Here is a 20240-nt window from a genome sequence, read left to right on the forward strand (position 1 = left end):
GTCTCCCTGCCTTCGAAGCCTGCCAGCGCGCCGGCGACGCCGAGCGCGACAGTATGCCTTGCTGCGCCAGCATGCTGGGCAGGTCGATTGCCGCGGCCGATGCGGCCGAAGCCGTCGCATCACGCCGGGCGCTGTGCAAGCGCCAACTCGACCAGGGTCTGCAGCAGCGGCCCTCCGCCGCGCCGCCGATGCGCCATCCAGATCCGGGACATCGCGCCGGGGCTCGCGATCGGCAGCACGCGCAACTCGGGCAGGCTCAGCCGGCAGAGCGAGCGCGGCAGGATCGACAAGCCGATCCCAGTGCCGATCAGCGCGAGGATGGAGCCGTTCTGGTTCGCCTCCTGCTCGATCCGCGGTTCGAAGCCGGCGGTGGAGCAGAGCGCGGCGACATGCTCGTGCATGGCGCTGTCCGATCGCGGCGAGAAATGGATGAAGGGCTCCTGCGCGAGTTCCTCGAGCGGCACTGGGTCCTTGCTGCGTGCAAGTCGGTGGTCGCGATGGACCACCAGCATCATCGGCTCGCGCATCACCTCCGTCAGCGCGAAGCCGGGTGGCACCTCCGGCCGCGTGGCATAGCGCAGGTAGGCGATCTCCATGCTGCCCGCCGCCAGTTCGCGTACCGCCGCGTAGACGGCGCGTTCCCGCAGCACCAGGCGCACGCGCGGGTGCCTGCGCCGGAAACCCAGGACGGCCAAAGCGACCGGTTCGGCCAGAAGCGCGGAGGGGAATAGCCCGACGGTCAGCTCGCCGATCTCCCCCCGATGCGCCCGCGTCGCGGTCAGCCGCGCCCGGTCGGCCTGGTCGAGCGTGGCGCGCGCTTCCTCGAGGAACAGCCGGCCCGCCTCCGTCAATGCCACGGTGCGGCTGGTCCGGTCGAGCAGCCGTACCTGCAACTCCTCCTCCAGCGCACGGATCTGCTGGCTGAGTGGTGGCTGCGAGATGCCGAGGCGTTCCGCCGCGCGGCTGAAATGCAGCTCCTCGGCCACCACGACGAAATAGCGGAGATGGCGGAGTTCCATGGCGCCCTTCGTCGAATGGGGATGTCAGCGCCTGGTGGTCACCGCCTGGCATCCTGGATGGCCTGCCAGATCTTGACTGGCGTGGCGGGCATGTCGATCGCCTGGATGCCGAGCGGCGTGAGGGCGTCGAGCACGGCATTCATCACCGTCTGCGGCGCGCCGATGCAGCCCGCCTGGCCCGATCCCTTCACGCCCAGCCTGTTGGAGGCGGTTGGCACCTCGACGCAGGTGACCTCAAGCGGCGGCAGGTCCTCCGCCCGCGGCAGGCAGTAATCCATCAGCGAGGCAGCGAGGATCTGTCCCGATGCCGCGTCGTAGGACACTTCCTCGAACAGCGCCTGGCCGATGCCCTGCGCCAGCCCGCCCTGCACCTGGCCGATCGTCAGCATCGGATTGATCAGCCGGCCATAGTCATCGACCGCGACATAGCGTTCTAGCCGCAGGGCACCGGTGTCGGGATCGATCTCGACTTCCGCCACCTGGCAGCCATTGGGGAAGGTGACTAGGTCGAGGTCGCTGTCCACCTCGGCATCGATCGACCCGCCGGCCTCGCGCGCCGCCCGCGCCACGTCCAGCAGACCGATGCCGCGACCCGCAGTGTCGCCGGCCAGGCTGAAGCGGCCCTCGGCGAAGTCCAGCGCTGCTTCGGGGCATTGCAGCAACTGCGCGGCCCATGTGCGGGCCTTCGCCAATGCCGCGTCCATCGCGCGCACCAGCGCCTCGCCGCCCATATGGAGGGACCGCGCGCCGCCATGGCCGTGGCCGCGCGCGACATGCCGCGTATCGGCCTGAACCAGGCGGAAGGTCTCGACCGGCAGGCCAAGCAGATCGGAGGCGAATTGCGGGAAGCTCGTCTCGTGACCCTGGCCGTTCGACTGCGTGCCAACTGCCAGCGCGACGCGGCCATCGGCCTCGAACCGCACCGCGGCCCATTCGCCTGGCGCTCCGCGTGAGGTCTCCAGGAAGCAGGCGACGCCAAGCCCGCGCAGCGTTCCCCGCGCGCGTGCCGCATCACGCCGCCTGCCGAATCCCGCGACATCGGCCGCGACCAGCGCGCCGTCGAGATTGGCCTGGAAGGTGCCGCAGTCGATCGTCATCCCCATCGCGGTGCGGTAGGGAAAGCCACCGATCAGGTTACGCCGGCGCAACTCCACCGGATCGCGGCCCGTCTGCCGCGCGGCAAGGTCGATCAGTCGCTCGATGACGTAGTTCGCCTCGGGCTTGCCCGCGCCGCGATAGGCATCGATTGGCACGGTGTTGGTGAAGGCGCCGCGCACATCCATGTGGACGGCCGGAATGTCATAGAGGCCGCCCATGGCGGTGCCCGGCGCATTGGTCGAGCTGCCCGGCCCGCTGGTCGAGAGATAGGCGCCCATATTCGCGACGGTGTCGACGTGCAGGCCAAGGAAGCGGCCATCGGCATCGAGGCCGAGCCGAGCCCGCGTGCGGTTGTCGCGGCCATGCGCGGTGCTGAGAAAATCCTCCATCCGCTCCGACACCCAGCGTACGGGCCGGCCGAGCCGGCGCGCGGCGACGAGCAGCAGCGCATACTCGGGGAACAGGAAGTTCTTCGCGCCGAAACCGCCGCCGACATCGGGTGCTACCACCTGCACCTGGTCGCGCGGCAGGTGGAAGATATGATCGGCGAGCTGGTCGCGGATGCCGTGCACGCCCTGGCCGCTGACCTCCAGCAGGAAGGCGCCGGTCGCCGCATCATGCCAACCGATCGCCGCGCGCGGTTCCATCGGGGCGGCGGTGACGCGATTGTTCACGAGATCCAGCGTGACGATCGTCGCCGCGGCGGCCAGCGCCGCTTCCACGGCCGCGGCGTCGCCCTTGCGGAAGCGGAAGGCGAGGTTGCCCGGCGCTTCCGGCCAGAGCTGGGGCGCGTTCGGCGACAGCGCCGCCGCACCATCGGTGATCGCGGGCAGCGGATCGTAGTCGATGGCGATCACCTCGGCCGCGTCGCGCGCCTGGGCCGGGGTCTCGGCGACGATGAAAGCGACGGGGTCGCCCACATGGCGGACGACGCCATCGGCCAGGGCGGGCCGCACCGGAATGATCAGCGGCGCGACGGTTGCCACCTTGGCGATGCAGGGCAGCGGGCCGATGCCCTCCGCCCGCAGGTCGGCCTCGGTGAGGACCGCGTGCACGCCGGGCATCGCAGTGGCGGCGGCGGTGTCGATGGCGGTGATCCGCGCATGGGCGTGCGGCGACCGCAGGACGAAGCCGTGCAGCGCACCCGGTGCCGCGATGTCGTCCACGAAGCGGCCGGCACCGCGCAGGAAGCGATCATCCTCGATTCGCCGGCGGGACGTCCCGCCTTCCGTCGCTCGCGCCGTCATCGTGCCTCTCTCGCCTGGTCGGCCAGTGTCGCACGGGCTGGCGCCGGGATCGATATCCCGGGCGGGGCGCGGCAATCAGACGCCCTGATGGCCTGCGTTGCTGCGGGGTAGCCGGCGCAGCGGCGCTCGCCGCGTCGTGGCGAGCCGTTCCAGCGCGAGATAGACGACCGGCGTCGTGTACAGCGTCAGCACCTGCGACAGCAGCATCCCGCCGATGATGGTGACGCCGAGTGGCGAGCGCAGCTCCGCCCCCGGACCGGTCGCGAAGGCCAGCGGGATGGCGCCGAACAGCGCTGCCAGGGTGGTCATCAGGATGGGGCGGAAGCGCTCGCGGCAGGCCTCCAGGATCGCCTGCATGCCGCCCTCGCCGCCAGCCCGTTCGTGCTCCAACGCGAAATCCACCATCATGATGGCGTTCTTCTTCACGATGCCCATCAGCAGGATGACGCCGATCAGCGCGATCAGCGTGAAGGACAGGCCGGTGGCGAGCAGCGCGATCAGCGCCCCGATCCCCGCCGTCGGCAGCGTCGAGATGATCGTCAGTGGATGGATCAGGCTTTCATACAGCACGCCGAGCACGATGTAGATTGCCAGCACCGCGGCCAGGATCAGCAGCGGCAGGCCGGACTGGAAGGATTGGAAGGCGCGCGCATTGCCGGCGAACTCGCCGCGCACCGAGGCCGGCATCTGGATGTCGAGCGCCGCCTTCTCGATCGCCGCCGCCGCTTCGCCGAGCGAGACGCCCTCGGCGAGGTTGAAGGTGATGGTGGCCGCGGGGAACATGCCCTGATGCGTGATACTTCGCGGCGAGATGCCGCGTTCCAGGCGCGTCACCGCGCCGAGCGGCACCGGTCCGTCGCGGCCGGCGAGGAAGATGCGGTCGAGGTTCTCCGGCGCCTCGGTCAGGACCGGATCGACCTCCAGCACCACGCGATACTGGTTGCGCGGGCGGTAGATAGTCGAGACCTGGCGCTGCGCGAAGGCGTTGTTCAGCGCGGCATCCAGCGCCTGCACGGAAATCCCGAGCCGCGCCGCCGCGTCGCGGTCGATGATCAGCCGCGATACGAGCCCCGTGCGCTGCTGGTCGCTCGACACGTCCTCGACCTGCGGAACGGTGCGTAGCTGGCGCACCAGAGCCTCGCTCCAGGTGAACAGCTCATCGATGTCTGGCGTCAGCAGCACATATTGATAGGAGGCATTGCCCTGTCGCCCGCCGACAACGATGTCGGACACCGGCCGCATGAAGGTCTGCACGCCCGTCACGCCGGCGAGTGGCCGGCGCAGGCGGTTGATGACGTCGTTCGCCTTGATCCCCGGGCGTCGGTCCTGCGGCACCAGCGTCATCTGCAGCCGCACCGAGGCCGAGGAGCCGAAGAAGCCACCGCCGCCGACCGCGGCGGAGACGTTTTCCACCGCCGGGTCGGCGCGGATCACATCCATCACCCGCTGCTGGTAAACGGTCATCTGCTGGAAGGACGTATCGGGCTGCGCCTGCACGAAGCCGAAGATCAGGCCGCTGTCCTGGTCCGGGAAGAAGCCCCGCGGCACTACCGTATAGAGCCACACCGTCAGCCCGATCAGTCCGAGGGTCAGCGTCAGCATGGATCGCCGCCAGCGCAGCGCGACCGCGAGGCTGCGCATATAGCCCGCGATCAGGCGATCCATCCCTGCCTCGAACAATCGGCCGAACCAGCCGGGCGGCCTTGGCGTGGCGCTGGCGAGATGCGCGGCGAGCATCGGCGTGACGGTCAGCGAGATCACCGCCGATATGGCAACCGCGATGGTCAGGGTCGCCGCGAATTCGCGGAACATGCGCCCCACCAGTCCGCCCATGAACAGCAGCGGGATGAACACCGCGACCAGCGACAGGCTGATCGAGACCACGGTGAAGCCGATCTGGCGCGCCCCTTCCAGCGCGGCCTGCATCGGCTTCATGCCGCGCTCGGTGAAGCGGGCCATGTTCTCGATCATGACGATGGCGTCGTCCACCACGAAGCCGACCGAGATGGTCAGCGCCATCAGCGTGAAGTTGTTGAGCGAGAAGCCCGCCAGCCACATGCAGCCGAGTGTGCCGAGCAGCGACAGCGGCACCGCCACGCCAGCGGCGAAGATCGCTGATTTGCGCCGCAGGAAGGCGGCGACGACCAGGACGACCAGCGCGATGCTGATGAGAAGGGCGTGCTCCACTTCCTTCACGCTGGCGCGGATGGTCTGGGAGCGGTCGCGCATGATGGTGACGTCGATACCCGCCGGCATCCAGCGCTGCAGGTCCGGCAGCAACTCGCGGATGCTGTCCACGACCTCCAGCACATTGGCGTCGGATTGCTTGTAGACCGTCACGATGACGGCGGGCCGCCCGTTGTAGAGCCCAGCTTGGCGGCGGTCGCGCGGCCCTTGTTCGACGCGGGCGACACCGTCCAGACGGACGAGTGCGTCGCCCGACCTGCGAACCACCACGGCGCCGAACTCGCCCGGTGTGGTCAAGCGGTCGTTCACCGCGATGGTCGCCGCCTGTTCCTCCCCGTCGATCAGGCCGGTCGCCTGGGTGACGTTGGCGCCGGTGATGGCGGTGCGGATCTGGTCGAAGGACACCCCGGCCGCGGTGGCGGCAGCGGGGTCCACGGCGACGCGGATGGCCGGCTGCTCGGCGCCGGCCAGGCTGACCTGGGCGGTGCCCGGCACCTGCGCGATGCGCGGGCCGAGGATGCTGTCGGCTGCATCGTATATCGCGCCCGGCGCCACCGTCGCCGAGGTCAGGGCCAGGATCAGCACCGGCGCATCGGCCGGGTTCAGCTTGCGGAAGGACGGCGGCGCCGTCAGGCCCGATGGCAAATCCGGCCCTGCCGCGTTGATCGCGGCCTGCACGTCCCGCGCGGCGGAGGCGATCGAGCGCGACAGGTCGAACTGCACGATGATGTTCGTCGTACCGAGGCTCGAGGTGGAGGTGAGCTCGGTGACGCCCGGTATTTCGCCGAGGCGCCGTTCCAGCGGCGCGGCGACGGAGGATGCCATGATGACCGGGTCGGCGCCGGGCTGGTTGGCGCTGACCGCGATGGTGGGGAAATCCACCTTGGGCAGCGGCGCGACCGGCAGGTTGAAATAGGCGACGAACCCCGCCAGCGCGAGGCCGATCGCCAGCAGCGAGGTGCCGATCGGTCGTGCGATGAAGGGGGCGGAGATCGCCATGGCGCTACTCGGCCGGCTGCGGCCGCGGGCGGTGGGTGAGGGCTGTGACGCGGGCGCGCAGCGCCTCCATCGCCAGGTAGATGACCGGCGTGGTGTAGAGCGTGATCACCTGGCTCAGCAGCAGCCCGCCGATCACCGAGATGCCGAGTGGCAGGCGCAGCTCGCTGCCCGCACCATGGCCGATCACCAGCGGCACGGCGCCGAGCAGCGCGGCCATGGTCGTCATCATGATCGGACGGAAGCGCAGGATGGAGGCTTCGGTAATCGCCTCGCGCGGGGTCATGCCGTGCTCGCGCTGCGCCTCGATCGCGAAGTCGATCATCATGATGGCGTTCTTCTTGACGATGCCCATCAGCAGCACAATGCCGATCAGCCCAACCACGTTCAGGTCCAGGCCGAACAGCCGCAGCGCCAGCAGCGCGCCAATGCCCGCCGAGGGCAGGGTCGAGAGGATGGTGATCGGGTGGATCACGCTCTCATAGAGCACGCCGAGCACGATGTAGATGACGATGATGGCGGCGAGGATCAGCCAGCCCTGTCCGGCCAGGGAACGCATGAATTCCGCCGCGTCGCCGCCATAGCTGCCAACCATGGTGTCGGGCATGCTCAGCAGCCGCTCGGCGCGCGCGATGGCCGCGACGGCCTCCCCCAGAGACACGCCAGGGGCGAGGTTGAAGCTGAGCGTCACCGCGGGGAACTGGTCCTGCCGCGTCACTGTCAGCGGCCCGGGCACGCGGGTGATGGTTGCAAGCTCGGCGAGCGGGACCTGCGCTGCCGTGGTTGTCGTATTGCCATTCACCGTGACCGAGGTGCTGCCGGGCACGCGCAACTGCCCGATCACCGTGGGGTCGCCGGCCAGCGCCGGGTCGATCTCCAGCACCACGCGATACTGGTTGGATTGGCCATAGATGGTGCTGATCTGGCGTTGGCCGAAGGCGCTGTAAAGCGCGTCGTCGATCGCCTGCATCGACACGCCGAGCCGGGCGGCGCGCCCGCGATCGACATTGAGCGACAAACGCAGCCCGTCCTCCCGCTGGTCGGTCGCGACGTCGCGCAGCTCGGGCAGGGCGCGCAACGCATCGAGCAAACGCGGCGCCCAGGTCGCCAACTCGACGGCAGAGGAATCCATCACCGTGTACTGGTATTGTGTGCTCGAGGCCCGCGTGCCGATCTGGATGTCCTGCACCGGCTGCGGATAGGCGACGATGCCGGGCAGCGCAGCCAGCTGCGGCGCCAGCCGGTCGAGCACCGCCTGGGTGTCGTCCCGCCGTTCGGCGCGTGGACGTAGCACGACGGTCAGCCGGCCGCTGTTCTGCGCCTGGTTGATCGTGCCCGCGCCGACCACGGAAGTGACGGCGGCGACCTCCGGATCGCGCGCCACGATCTCGGCGACACCGCGTTGCAACGCCGACATGCGCCGGAAGGAGACATCCTGCGGCGCCTCCGTCGTGATGGCGATGATCCCGGTGTCCTGCAGCGGCAGGAAGCCCTTGGGCATGGCGACATAGAGCCAGACCGTGCCGCCCAGCGTCAGTGCCGCGAGCAGCAGCATCAGCCCTTCCCGCCGCAGCGCCCAGGCCAGTGTCACCGCATAGCCGCGACGCAGCGCCTCGAAACCGGCCTCGAAGGCGTGGTTGATGACGCCGGGCTTCTCCTCCGCGGCGGGACGCAGCAGATAGCCGCACATCATCGGCGTCAGCGTCAGGGAGATGACCATCGACACCAGCACGGACACCGACAGCACGATGGCGAATTCGCGGAACAGACGCCCGACCACGCCTTCCATGAACAGCAGCGGGATGAACACCGCGATCAGCGAGACGGTCAGCGAGACGATGGTGAAGCCGATCTGCCGCGCGCCCTCGAAGGCGGCTTCCAGTGGCGGCAGGCCCTTCTCCACCAGTCGGACGACGTTCTCGATCATCACGATGGCGTCGTCGACGATGAAGCCGGTGGCGATGACCAGCGCCATCAGCGACAGGTTGTCGATGGTATAGCCGCACAACGCCATCACCCCGAAGGTGCCGACAATGGACAGCGGCAGGGCGATACCCGGCACGATCGTGGCGCGCGCCGTGCGCAGGAACAGGAAGATCACCAGGACCACCAGCACGATCGCGATGATCAGCGTCAGCTGCACTTCCTCGACCGAGGCACGGATCATCTCGGTGCGGTCGGCGACGATGGACAGCGTCGTCCCAGCCGGCAGGGCGCGTTCCAAGGACTGCAACTGCGCGCGCAGCGCCGCGACGGTGGCGACGATGTTCGCCCCGGGCTGGCGCTGCACATCCACCAGAACGGCCGGCCGTCCGTTGTACCAGGCGGCGGTCAGGGTGTTCTCCAGGCCCTCGACCGCCGTGCCGACGTCGCGGAGCCGTACCGGCGCGTCGCCGCGCCAGGCGACAACGACATTCTCGAAGGATGCCGGCGCCGTGAGCTGGTCATTGGCCATGACCGCGGAAGCCTGCTGCGGCCCATCGACCGAGCCCTTCGGCCCGGCCACATTCGCAGCGACGATGGCGGTCCGCACATCGTCGAGCCCAAGGTTGTAGGCGGCCAGCCGGCGCGGATCGACCTGGAGCCGCACGGCGGGCCGCATGTTGCCCTGCACCGCCACCCGCCCGACGCCGCCCACCTGCGCCAGCCGCTGCGCCAACAGCGTATCGACGGCATCCGACAGTCGTGCCACCGGCAGCGTGTCGGATGTCAGCGCGAGCGTCAGGATCGGCGGGTCCGCCGGGTTCACCTTGGCGTAGGTCGGCGGGTAGGGCAGGGACGACGGCAGCGTGCCGCGCGCCGCGTTGATCGCCGCCTGCACGTCCTGTGCTGCGTCGTCGATGTCCCGGCCGAGATTGAACTGCAGCGTGATGCGGCTCACCCCCGGCCCGCTGACCGAGACGATCTCGTTCAACCCGGAGATCTGCGCCAATTGCCGTTCAAGCGAGGCGGTGACCAGCACGGCGATGGTGTCCGGCGAGGCCCCGGGCAGCTGCGTCGTCACCTGGATAGTCGGGAAATCGACCTCCGGCAGCGAGGAGACCGGCAGGCGCAAATAGCCATAGAGACCTGCCAGCAGCACGGCGATCGCGAGCAATGAGGTGGCGATCGGCCGCGCGATGAAGGGGGCGGAGATGTTCATGCGCCGCGGCTCACCGCGGCGGTGGCGGCGGCGCGGCGCCCTGCGGCGTCTGTTGCTGCTGCCGCCGCCGCTGCGGCTGCGTGCCCCCGGCCGGCGGGCGGACCGGTTCGGCCACCTGCACCGCTGCCCCGGCCGTCAGCCGCAGCGCGCCAGAGGTCACCACCCGTTCACCGGGCTGCAGCCCGCGCTGCACCACGGCCTGGGTGCCCGAGACGATGCCGAGCACGAGCGGGCGCTGTTCCACCGTGCTGTCAGCCTTCACCACGAAGGCGAAGGGTCCGTCCGGCCCGCGCTGCACCGCCACCAGCGGAACGGTGGTGACGCCGGTCAGCATCGCCACCTGGAGCCGCACATTCACGAAGGCGCCGGGCCACAGGCGCCGGTCGTCATTGGCGAAGGTGGCCTTGAGCCGGATCGTGCCGGTTGCCTGGTCCACCTGGTTGTCCAGCGTGACCAGCGTGCCGACCGGATTGGCGGGCGCTGCCGCGCCGTCCTGGCGCGGGATCGCCGGGTCGGGCAGGCGCGCCTCAACCGATACGGGGCCGGCGGCGATCGCCTGCATGACCTGCGGCAGCGCCTGCTGCGGCAGGGTGAAAGTGACGCTGATCGGGCGGATCTGCGTGACGGTGACGATGCCGCTGGAACTGGATTGCACCAGATTGCCGATATCGACCTGCCGCAGCCCGACGCGGCCATCCACCGGCGCGCGGATGACGGTGTAGTCAAGCTGCACCTGCGCATTCTCGATGGTCGCCTGGTCGTACTGCACCTGGGCTTCGAGCTGCGCGACGGCCGCGCGCTGCGTGTCGAGCGTCTGCTGCGATGCCCCCTGGCCACGCACCAGCGTCATGTAGCGCTGCAGGTCGAGCCGCGCATTGGCGAGCTGCGCCTCCCGCTGCGCCTTGGTCGCGACCGCCTGGTCCAGCGCCGCCTGGAAGGCGCGCGGATCCAGCCGCACCAGCACATCCCCGGCCTTCACATCCTGACCTTCGGTGAAGGCGATTTCCGTGATTCGCCCGGTCACCTGCGGCACGATGGCGATGGTGTTGAACGCCTGCACGGTGCCGAGCGCGTCGAGCACGATCGGCACGTTGGCGACGGATGCCTCCGCCGCGCTGACCGGCACGGCAAGTCCGCCGCGTCCGCGCGGGCCGCCAGATGGGCCGAAGCCCGCCGGCTGCGTTGTCGCGGCAGGCTGCGGCTGCGGCAGCCAAGGCAACCAGCCGCGCTGCCAAGCATACCAGCCCCCACCGCCAAGGAGCGCCAGCAGGAACAGCCAGCGCCAGGCGCGACGGCGGCGCGGCGCGGCCGGCGTCTCCAGTGTGCGCGGCGCCTCGGGCACCGGCGGGCGCGGCAATTCGTTCATGGCGCGGGACCCCCGGCGGCGGCCTGGGCGGCGCGCAGGCTTTCGACCGTCCAGCCGCCGCCGAGGGCGGTGAACAGCGCGGCGGCTGCCTGGAGCCGCGATGCCTGGGCCTGCGCCAGCGCGAGCCGGGCATTGAACAGGGTCGTCTGCGTGTTGAGCACCGTCAGCAGGTCGATCGTGCCGGCGCGGAACTGCGCCTCGGCAACAGTATAGGCGCGTTGCGCGGCTTCCACGCGGGCCGTCTGCAAGGTGACCAGTTCTCTGTTGCGCTGCAGCGCCGACAGGCTGGTTTCAGCATCCTGAAGCGCGGAAAGGATCGCGCGGCGATAATTCGCCAGTAATTCTTCCCGTCTTGCGCGAGTCAGCGCCAGTTGTGCCCGCAGCGCACCGCCATCGAACAGTGTCTGGGTCAGCCCGACGGCGATGCTGTAGATCGTCGCACCAGGGCGCAGCAGGGTCTGCAAAGCGATGCTCTGCAAACCACCCTCGGCGGTCAGGGCGATGGTGGGGAACAGCGCGGCTCGGGCGGCGGTCACGTCGGCGCTGCCGGCGGCGAGGTTGGCCTCTGCCTGACGCACATCCGGCCGCCGGACCAGCACGGCGGAGGGCAGGCCGGGCGCGATCTCCGGCACACGGATCGCGGCGAGGCGCTGCCCGTTCACGATGATCTCCGCCGGCCGCAGCCCGGCCAGGGTCGCCAGGGCGAAGGTATTTGCCTCGACCGTCTGCTGCAGTGGCGGGATCTGCGCACGTTGCTGCGCGACCACGGCTTCCTGCTGCGCGACGTCAAGGCCGGTCGCGGTGCCGACCGCCAGCCGCTGGCGCAGGATGCCGAGCGTGCGTTCGGCGATACGCAGGTTGTCGCGCTGCGTCGCCAGCTGCTCCTGCGCACCGAGCAGGTCGAACAGGGTGGTGGCCACGGCCGATTGCGTGGCGAGGGTAACGGTGCCGATGCCGAAGGCAGCAGCGGTAACGCTGTCGCGGGCGGCCTGTTCCTGTGCGCTCAGCCCGCCCCAGAAATCGACCTGGTAGCTGGCCTGGAGGGTGGCGCCGTAGAACCGCCCCGCATTGGCGGGCGTGCCGGGCGTTGCGGAGGTTCCGCGGGCGCGGCCGACCGAGACGCTGCCCTCGACCAGCGGCAAAAGCTGCGCCCCGGCGATGCGCAGCGTCTCATCCGCCTGGCGCAGGCGGGCGGTCGCTGCGGCGAGGTCGAGATTGCCGTCCATCGCCGCGGCCATGAGGCGGTCGAGGTCCGGCGCGCCGAACTCTCGCCACCAGCCCGGATCGGGCGCGGGTGCGGCCACCGGCGCTGCGGCGCCTGCGACGAAACGTTCCGGGGCAACGACGCCGGATTCAGCCGGTTCGATGGGCAGCGCGCAGGCGGCGAGGGCCACGGCCAGCAGGACCGCGCAGCCCGAAGGGCCCAGGCTCGGTGGCAACGAAACGGAACTCGCGGAACGAAACATCAGGCTGCGACGCGTCCATGGGCACACCCCTTCGTGTCCTTCTTGGCCCGGCGCGGCCCGCACCGCCAGTATCGAATGGCAACCGGGTGTTGCAGGGCCGGTCCCCGGCTGGACGCGGCCCGCCCGCCGCGCATCAATGCCGCGACCATGAGGGGGCCGACGCGCCATGACCACGTATTCGCCCGCGGATTTCCGCGCGCTGACCTTCCACGATGCCACGTCGCGCTTTGCCGACGGCACCGACACGCCCCGCGCATTTCTCGAACGCTGCCTGGAGACCATTGCGCAGCGCGAATCCGTGGTGCGCGCCTGGGTCGTGATGAACCAGCCCGGCGCGCGGGAGGCGGCGGATGCCAGCACGGCGCGCTGGAAGTCCGGCCGGCCTTTGTCGGCCATCGATGGCATGCCGGTCGGCATCAAGGACCTGCTGGAGACACGCGACATGCCGACGCAGATGGGCTGCGAGGCCTGGCGCGGCAATTTCCCGAAGCGCGACAACGCCGCCGTCTGGGCGCTCCGCGGCGCCGGCGCGGTGGTGCTGGGCAAGACCGTGACGACCGAACTCGGCGGCGCGCATCCCGGCCCGACCACCAACCCCTTCGACCAGGGGCGCACGCCGGGCGGGTCCTCCTCCGGCTCGGCGGCGGCGGTCGGGGCACGCATGGTGCCGGCGGCGATCGGCACCCAGGTGGGCGGGTCGATCATCCGACCCGCGAGCTACTGCGGCAATTTCGCGCTGAAGCCGACCCAGGGCGCGATCAACCGCGGCGAGCGCCAAGCCACCAGCATGAGCACGCATGGCCCGCATGCCGGCTCGATCGAGGATATGTGGTTGCTCGCCATCGAGATCGCGCGGCGCGCCGGCGGCGATCCCGGCCGGCTCGGCCTGTTCGGGCCGGCGAGCCCGCCGCCGGCGCGCCGGCCGATGACGCTCGCGGTGATGGAGGCGGAAGGATGGCGCGTGATGGACGACGCCAGCCGTGCCGCGTTCGAAGAGATCGTGGCAGGGCTGCGCGCGCAGGGTGTGACCGTGCTGCGCCGCGCCGACCATCCGCTGGTCGAATCCTTCGAGCAGGCGCTGGAGGGCGTGCAGGCGCTGACCAGCGTCATCACCGGCTGGGAGAACCATTGGGGCATCCGCAACCTGGTCGCGAACAACCCCGATGGCGTCAGCGCGCGGACCAAGGCGGTGCTCGCCGCGGCGGAGAAGCAGACGCCCGACGATTATCGTACCGCCATCCTGAAGCGCGAGGAAATGCGTCGCAGCCATGAGGCTCTGGCGCCCATGGTTGACGCCCTCATCGCCCCTGCCTCGCCCGGTCCGGCGCCGCTTTGGGCCGGCGACGTGCCGGGCAAGCCGCAGGTGAAGCGGCCGACCGGCGATGCCGTCTACAACACGCCGAGCTCGGCACTCGGCGCGCCGGTGGTGACGGTGCCGATGACGGCGGTGGGCGGCATGCCGATGGGCATCCAGGTGATGGGCCATCCGCATTCCGATGCCGCGGTGACGGCGATCGCGCGCTGGATGCTCGAGACGGTGCCCTTCGCGTCGACCTGACGCTCGGCGCGGGTTGTCGATGCAGCGGGGCGGGCCGAGACTGCCCGACGACGACCGATACGGGGGAACGCCATGGACAGCGACACGACCTATCTCTGCACAACCGACGAGACATCGATCACCATCCGCGGCAAAGACCTGGTGAACGAGCTGGTCGGCCACCTGACCTATACGGAGATGGTGTTCTTCCTGCTGCGCGGCCGCGTGCCGAGTGCCGCGGAAACCCGCGTGCTGGATGCCTGCCTGGTGATCCTGATGGAGCACGGGCTGACGTTGAACACCCTGACGGCGCGCTTCGTCGCCAGCGCGGTGCCCGACCAGATGCAGGTGGCGATGGGGGCGTCCCTGATGACCATCGGCGACACCTTCATGGGCACCATGGAAGGCTGCGCGCGTATCCTGCAGGCTGGGGTGAAGGCGGGCGGCGATCCGCGTGCTTACTGTGCCGAGGTCGTCGCGAAGCACCGTGCTGAGAAGAAGGCCGTGCCCGGCTTCGGCCATCGCTTCCACAAGCCGGATGACCCGCGGTCCGCGCGCCTGTTCCAGATCGCCGAGGAGGCGGGCGCCGCCGGGCCACACATCGCCATGCTGCGCATCCTGGCGGAGGAGGTGGACCGCGCCGCCGGCAAGCACATCACGATCAATGCCACGGGGGCGATCGGTGCGGCCTTCTCCGACATCGGCTTCGCGCCGGATGTGATGCGCGGCCTGGCCGTGGTTTCGCGCAGCGGCGGGCTGGTCGCGCATATCGCGGAGGAGAGGCAGAGCGGGTCGGCGCGGCTGGTCGAGAAGCTCGCCAAGCAGAATGTGCGTTATCGCGACCCGCCGGCCGAGTAGCGCTGGGTCTCATTCATTCGCAGAACATCTGGATACCAACGTAAGTCATATTGGCGAGGCGCGGCCAGCCATCCCTAAGATTGACATCGCACAGCAGCATGACCGGATGGATGCGATGTCAGAACCGCAGGCGGCCGCCCTCGACCCCATCACCCTGGAGATCTACTGGAACCGGCTGATCTCCGCGGCCGACGAGGCCGCCACCGGCCTCCTGCGCACCGCTTTTTCGACCATCGTTCGGGAATCCAACGACTTCGCCACGGTGCTGATGGATCGCAACGGCGATTCCGTCAGCGAGAACACCGGCGGCCTTGCCTCCTTCTCCTGCATCCTGCCGCGCACCACGAAGGATTTCCTGAAGCGCTTCCCGGCCGACGCCTGGAAGCCGGGCGACACCGTGGTCACCAACGACCCCTGGCTCGCGACGGGCCACCTGCCGGACTTCACGGTGGTGACCGGCATCTTCCATCGCGGTCGACTGGTCGGTTTCTCGGGGTCCATCTCCCATTCGCCCGATGTCGGCGGGTCCCTGTGGTCGGCCGATTGCCGCGAGATCTTCGAGGAAGGCATCCGCATCCCGCCCGCGCGTCTGCTGCGGGAAGGACAGTGGAACCAGCAGCTGCTCGACATCCTGCTCGGCAATGTGCGCGTGCCGCGCCAGGTGCTCGGCGATCTGCAGGCGCAGGTGGTCGCGGCCGAAGTCGGCGCGCGCCGCGTCGCGGAATTCCTCGAGGATACCGGCCTGCCCGACCTGCAGGAGCTGTCCGCCGCGCTGTCCGAGCGCGCCGATCGCGCGATGCGCCGCGCCATCGCGGAAGTCCCCGACGGCACCTGGCACTCCGAGATCACCGCCGACGGCTTCGACGACAAGCACACTCGCATCGTCTGCACCGTGACGGTGAAGGGCGAGACGATGCATATCGACTACGCCGGAACCTCGCCGCAGATCGATCGCGGCATCAATTGCGTGATGAACTACACGCATGCCTACTCGGTCTATCCGGTGAAATGCGCGCTCGACCCCTTCACGCCGCGGAACGAGGGGTCGTACCAGGCGATCACGGTGGCCGCGCCTGAGCGCTCGATCCTGAACCCGCTCTATCCCGCGCCGGTCAGCGCGCGGCAATTGACCGGTCATCTGCTCGCGGGCGCAATCTATCAGGCGCTGGCGCAGATCATCCCGAACAAAGTCATCGCCGATTGCGGCGGCGCGCCAACCATGCGTGCGCTGTTCAGCGGCACCAAGCCGGATGGGGACAGCTTCTCCCAGGTGCTGTTCGCCTCCGGCGGCATGGGCGCCTGCCCGCACAAGGACGGCATGTCGGCCACCGCCTTCCCGACCAATGTCGGCGCGGGGTCGATCGAGGCCTATGAATCGGTCGCGCCCATCATCGTGCGCAGGAAACGCCTGCGCGTGGATTCCGGCGGCCCCGGCACGTTCCGCGGTGGGCTGGGGCAGGAGATCGAGCTCGAACTCGACACGGACACGGCGGCGCGGCTCTCGCTGCTGTCCGATCGCCACGACAATCCGGCCGGCGGCATCCTGGGCGGCCTGGCCGGCGGACCTTCGGTGATCACCTTCGGCGACGGAACAAAGCCGCATCCAAAGTCGCGCACCTCCATCGAGCCACGCCAGTCGGTGCTGCTGCTCTATGCCGGCGGCGGCGGATACGGCGACCCGAGGAAGCGGTCGCGCGAGGCGGTGAAGGACGACCTTCGCCACGGCTACATCACCGCCGCGGCGGCCAAGACCATCTACGGCGTGGAGTGACGCGCATGACCACCACCGCTTCCGCGCGCGTCGGCGTCGATGTCGGCGGCACCTTCACTGACCTGGTGCTGCACGATCCCGTCCGCAATATCGTGCGCACCGGCAAGCTGCTCACCACGCCGGACGACCCTTCCGAGGCGATCCTCGCCGGCATTGCGCGCATCCTGCGCGAGGCCGGCCTCCAGCCCGGGGATGTGCACAGCGTCATTCACGGCACGACGCTGGTGACCAACACCATCATCGAGCGCACCGGTGCGACGGTCGGTCTGCTGACCACCGACGGCTTCCGCGACAGCATCGAGATCGGGCGCGAGACGCGCTACGACCTCTACGATTTGTTCCTGGAAACCCCGGCGCTGCTGGTGCCGCGCGCGCTGCGCCTCGAAATCCCAGAACGCATCGCCGCCGATGGTCGCGTGTTGAAGCCGCTGGACGAGGCGGCCGTCGCGACCGCCGCGAGGCAGCTCGTGGAAGCCGAAGGGGCCGAGGCCATCGCCGTCGGCTTCCTGCATTCCTACCACGCCCCGCAGCATGAAAAGCGTGCGGGCGAGATCATTCGCAGCCTTTATCCGTCGCTGCCGATTTCGTTGTCTGCGGAAGTGGCACCGGAAATCCGCGAGTTCGAACGCACCTCGACCGCCTGCGCCAATGCCTATGTGCAGCCGCTGATGGCGCGTTACCTCGACCGCGTGCAGTCCTCGCTGGAAGCGACGGGCTTCCGCGGCAATCTCTACATCATGCTCTCGGGCGGCGGCATCACCACCGTCCGGGAGGCGAAGGACTTCCCGATCCGCCTGATCGAATCCGGCCCGGCGGCGGGCGCGATGGCCTCCGCCTTCATCTCGCGCCTCGCCGGGCTCGAACATGTCGTGTCCTTCGACATGGGCGGCACCACCGCGAAGATGTGCTTGGTCGACCACCACGAGCCCAACCACAAATTCGACTTCGAGGCCGGTCGCGTGCGCCGCTTCCAGAAGGGATCGGGCCTGCCGCTGAAGGTCTCGGTGGTGGACATGATCGAGATCGGTGCGGGCGGCGGGTCCCTCGCGCGTATCGATCCCGGCTCGGGGCTTATGAAGGTCGGTCCGCGCAGCGCGGGCGCGAAGCCCGGGCCGGTCTGCTACGGGCGCGGCGGTACGGAGCCGGCGGTGACGGATGCCGACCTCGTGCTCGGCCGGCTCGATCCCGCTTACTTTCTCGGCGGCGAGATGGCGCTGAACCTCGATCCGGTTCGCCGCGCGTTCGAGGCGCGCATCACCGCCGAGACCGGCATCGATGTCGAACAGGCCGCGCTCGGCGTGCAGCGCATCGTCGATGAGACCATGGCCTCCGCGACGCGCATGCACCTTGCTGAGAAAGGCAAGGATCCGCGCCGCTACACCATGATTGCCTTCGGCGGCGCGGGGCCGGTGCATGCCTGGAACCTCGCGCGGCTGCTGAAGATCAAGCGGCTGGTCGTGCCGCTGGGCGCGGGCGTTGCCTCCGCGCTTGGCTTCCTGGTGGCGCCACCGGCGACCGACATGGTGCGGTCCTATGTCGCGCGGCTGGAACGTATCGACTGGGCGCGGGTCAACGGGCTCTTCGCCGAGATGAAGCAGATCGGCACGCAGTTGCTGACCGAAGCCGGCGCGAAGGCCGATACCATCACCTTCCGCCCCGTCGCCGAGATGCGCCATGTCGGCCAGGGCTTCGAGGTGCCGGTGCCGCTGCCGGGCCTGGAACTCTCGGATGCCGATGTCCCCGCGATCCGTACCGCCTTCTTCGATATCTACCGCGACCGCTTCGAACGCGTGGTCGAGGAGAGCCCGATCGAGGCGCTGAGCTGGCGCCTGTCCTGCGCCGCGCCCGGCTGGACCATCGACCTGGCCGGCGCCGTGCCGCGCACCGACGCCTCCGCGACGCTGGCGCCGCGTACCCACCGGCGCGTGCTGTTCGAGGGCGCGGGCTGGCAGGATTGCCCGGTCTATGACCGCTACGCCTTGCGCACTGGCGCCCGGCTGCAGGGCCCGGTCCTGATCGAGGAACGCGAATCCACCTGCGTCGTCGGCCCGGACAGCGGTGTGGTGGTCGATGACTTCCTGAACCTCGTCATCGACCTGCCCTGACGTCAGGCCACCGGCAGCACGGGCCGGCGGTCCACCCAGGGGCGCGCGGTTTCCAGCAGCGCGCCCACGCGCAGGATATCCGCCTCCGCGCCCCAGCGCCCGACCACCTGCACGCCGGTCGGCAGGCCGTCATCGCCGAAGCCGGATGGCAGTGTCGCCGCGGGATGGCCGGTCAGGTTGAAGGGATATTGCGGAGAGGTCCAACCCTGCCGGGTGATGCCGCACTTGATGCCGTCGATGATGACGTCGTCATTGGCGGCATCGAAGGCCGCGGGCAGTGCAGTGCGCGCCATGGTCGGCGTCACCAGCATGTCGTAGCGGCCGAACAGCGCCTGGATGGCACGGAACAGTCGCGTGCGCGCGAACTCGGCGTTGCGGAAATCGGCGAGGGTGAAGCCCGCGCCGCGTTCCATGAAGGCGACCGTTACGGGATCCATGCGGTCGCGCCATTGCGGCAGGTGCGGCGCGCAGAAGACAGCGAAATTCGCCTGGTAGAGCACGCGCCCCTCATACTCGATCCAGTCGATTGCCTCGGTCACTTCCTCCACCACCGCGCCCATCGCTGCCCAGGCGTCGAGCGCGGCGCGGGTATTCGCCGCGACATCCGCGGCGACGCGTGGATTGGCGCAGCGGGGGATGTAGCCGATGCGCAGGCCAGACAGGTCATCGCCCATCAGCGTCGGCGACAACGGGCGCGCCGCGCCCGCCCCACCGAGGCTCCACGGATCCTGCGCGCTCGGGCCGGTGAGGACCGCATGCATCACCGCGGCATCCGTCACCGTGCGCGCCAGAGGCCCGGCATAGGTGTTGTTGGCGAAGGCGTCGCGAGCCGTATCCGCCGGCACCGCGCCAAGCGTCGGTTTCAGCCCCACCAATCCGCAGCAGGCTGCCGGCCCGCGGATCGACCCCGCGCCATCCGTGCCGAGCCCGATCGGCCCAAGCCCCGCCGCCACGGCCGCTGCTGCGCCGCCCGAGGACCCGCCCGAGGTGCGTTCGAGATTCCACGGATTGCGCGTGGTGCCGAAGGCAGGCCCGTCCGTCAGGCCCTTCACGCCGAATTCCGGCGTGGTCGTCTTGCCGACAATGATCGCCCCGGCCGCACGCAGCCGCGCGACCAATATATTGTCCTGCGCCGCCGGCGCGGCATCGGCGTAGATCGCGGATCCGTGCCGCGTGCGCAGCCCAGCCACGTCGATCAGGTCCTTGATGTGAACGGGCACGCCATGAAGTGGGCCAAGCGGCACGCCAGAGGCAACGGCGCTCTCGGCCGCGACGGCGTCGCGGCGGGCGCCTTCCTCATCCACGATGGCGAAGCAATTCAGCAAGGGCTGCGCGCGCGCGATCGCCGCGAGCACCGTATCGACGTAGGCGACGGGCGAGAGATCACCGCGGCGGATCAGCGCGGCGGCACGCGTGGCTGACATGAACAGCAGGTCGTCAGTGGACAT

General features: G+C 69.6%; 11 protein-coding genes. 4 read left to right on the top strand and 7 right to left on the bottom strand.

Annotation, left to right across the window (positions count from 1 at the left end; genetic code table 11):
• Nucleotides 1-119 precede the first annotated feature (119 nt).
• From AC2YHJ_RS00390 to AC2YHJ_RS00415, 6 genes are all read right to left on the bottom strand, one after another.
• Nucleotides 120-1019, bottom strand: a complete 900-nt coding sequence (locus tag AC2YHJ_RS00390) for a LysR substrate-binding domain-containing protein (protein WP_487393316.1) — start codon at nt 1017-1019, stop codon at nt 120-122.
• A gap of 38 nt (nt 1020-1057) precedes the next feature.
• Nucleotides 1058-3364 (bottom strand): xanthine dehydrogenase family protein molybdopterin-binding subunit, encoded by a 2307-nt coding sequence (locus tag AC2YHJ_RS00395; RefSeq protein WP_487393317.1) that lies wholly within the window; start codon nt 3362-3364, stop codon nt 1058-1060.
• A gap of 75 nt (nt 3365-3439) precedes the next feature.
• Complete coding sequence (locus tag AC2YHJ_RS00400; protein ID WP_487393318.1) at nt 3440-6550, bottom strand: efflux RND transporter permease subunit; 3111 nt, start codon at nt 6548-6550, stop codon at nt 3440-3442.
• Between the two features lie 4 nt (nt 6551-6554).
• Nucleotides 6555-9689, bottom strand: coding sequence for an efflux RND transporter permease subunit (locus tag AC2YHJ_RS00405; RefSeq protein WP_487393319.1), 3135 nt, complete (start codon nt 9687-9689; stop codon nt 6555-6557).
• Between the two features lie 10 nt (nt 9690-9699).
• Nucleotides 9700-11055, bottom strand: coding sequence for an efflux RND transporter periplasmic adaptor subunit (locus AC2YHJ_RS00410; RefSeq protein WP_487393320.1), 1356 nt, complete (start codon nt 11053-11055; stop codon nt 9700-9702).
• Complete coding sequence (locus tag AC2YHJ_RS00415) at nt 11052-12449, bottom strand: efflux transporter outer membrane subunit (protein WP_487393321.1); 1398 nt, start codon at nt 12447-12449, stop codon at nt 11052-11054. The genes AC2YHJ_RS00410 and AC2YHJ_RS00415 overlap by 4 nt, the downstream gene beginning before the upstream one ends.
• 238 nt (nt 12450-12687) lie before the next feature.
• Here AC2YHJ_RS00415 and AC2YHJ_RS00420 point away from each other — a divergent pair, with 238 nt between their 5' ends.
• The 4 genes from AC2YHJ_RS00420 to AC2YHJ_RS00435 all read left to right on the top strand — a co-directional run bounded on the left by AC2YHJ_RS00420 (nt 12688) and on the right by AC2YHJ_RS00435 (nt 18792).
• Nucleotides 12688-14079: an amidase gene (locus AC2YHJ_RS00420; RefSeq protein WP_487393322.1), complete on the top strand. Its 1392-nt coding sequence runs from the start codon at nt 12688-12690 to the stop codon at nt 14077-14079.
• A gap of 72 nt (nt 14080-14151) precedes the next feature.
• The gene (locus tag AC2YHJ_RS00425; RefSeq protein ID WP_487393323.1) at nt 14152-14916 is read left to right on the top strand and encodes a citryl-CoA lyase; all 765 of its coding nucleotides are present in this window, start codon (nt 14152-14154) and stop codon (nt 14914-14916) included.
• 115 nt (nt 14917-15031) lie between these two features.
• Entirely contained in the window at nt 15032-16687 is a 1656-nt protein-coding gene (locus AC2YHJ_RS00430) for a hydantoinase B/oxoprolinase family protein (protein WP_487393324.1), read from the top strand.
• Nucleotides 16688-16692: 5 nt separating this feature from the next.
• On the top strand, nt 16693-18792 hold the full coding sequence (locus AC2YHJ_RS00435) for a hydantoinase/oxoprolinase family protein (protein ID WP_487393325.1): 2100 nt from the start codon (nt 16693-16695) through the stop codon (nt 18790-18792).
• Between the two features lie 2 nt (nt 18793-18794).
• Here AC2YHJ_RS00435 and AC2YHJ_RS00440 read toward each other — a convergent pair whose 3' ends face one another.
• Nucleotides 18795-20240: an amidase gene (locus tag AC2YHJ_RS00440; protein WP_487393326.1), complete on the bottom strand. Its 1446-nt coding sequence runs from the start codon at nt 20238-20240 to the stop codon at nt 18795-18797.

This window comes from Roseomonas sp. SRI_022 (assembly GCF_057586215.1).

Coding starts and splice junctions, on each gene's coding strand:
- AC2YHJ_RS00390 (WP_487393316.1), bottom strand. CDS start 1,019: ATGGAACTCCGCCATCTCCGCTATTTCGTCGTGGTGGCCGAGGAGCTG.
- AC2YHJ_RS00395 (WP_487393317.1), bottom strand. CDS start 3,364: ATGACGGCGCGAGCGACGGAAGGCGGGACGTCCCGCCGGCGAATCGAG.
- AC2YHJ_RS00400 (WP_487393318.1), bottom strand. CDS start 6,550: ATGGCGATCTCCGCCCCCTTCATCGCACGACCGATCGGCACCTCGCTG.
- AC2YHJ_RS00405 (WP_487393319.1), bottom strand. CDS start 9,689: ATGAACATCTCCGCCCCCTTCATCGCGCGGCCGATCGCCACCTCATTG.
- AC2YHJ_RS00410 (WP_487393320.1), bottom strand. CDS start 11,055: ATGAACGAATTGCCGCGCCCGCCGGTGCCCGAGGCGCCGCGCACACTG.
- AC2YHJ_RS00420 (WP_487393322.1), top strand. CDS start 12,688: ATGACCACGTATTCGCCCGCGGATTTCCGCGCGCTGACCTTCCACGAT.
- AC2YHJ_RS00425 (WP_487393323.1), top strand. CDS start 14,152: ATGGACAGCGACACGACCTATCTCTGCACAACCGACGAGACATCGATC.
- AC2YHJ_RS00430 (WP_487393324.1), top strand. CDS start 15,032: ATGTCAGAACCGCAGGCGGCCGCCCTCGACCCCATCACCCTGGAGATC.
- AC2YHJ_RS00435 (WP_487393325.1), top strand. CDS start 16,693: ATGACCACCACCGCTTCCGCGCGCGTCGGCGTCGATGTCGGCGGCACC.
- AC2YHJ_RS00440 (WP_487393326.1), bottom strand. CDS start 20,240: ATGTCCACTGACGACCTGCTGTTCATGTCAGCCACGCGTGCCGCCGCG.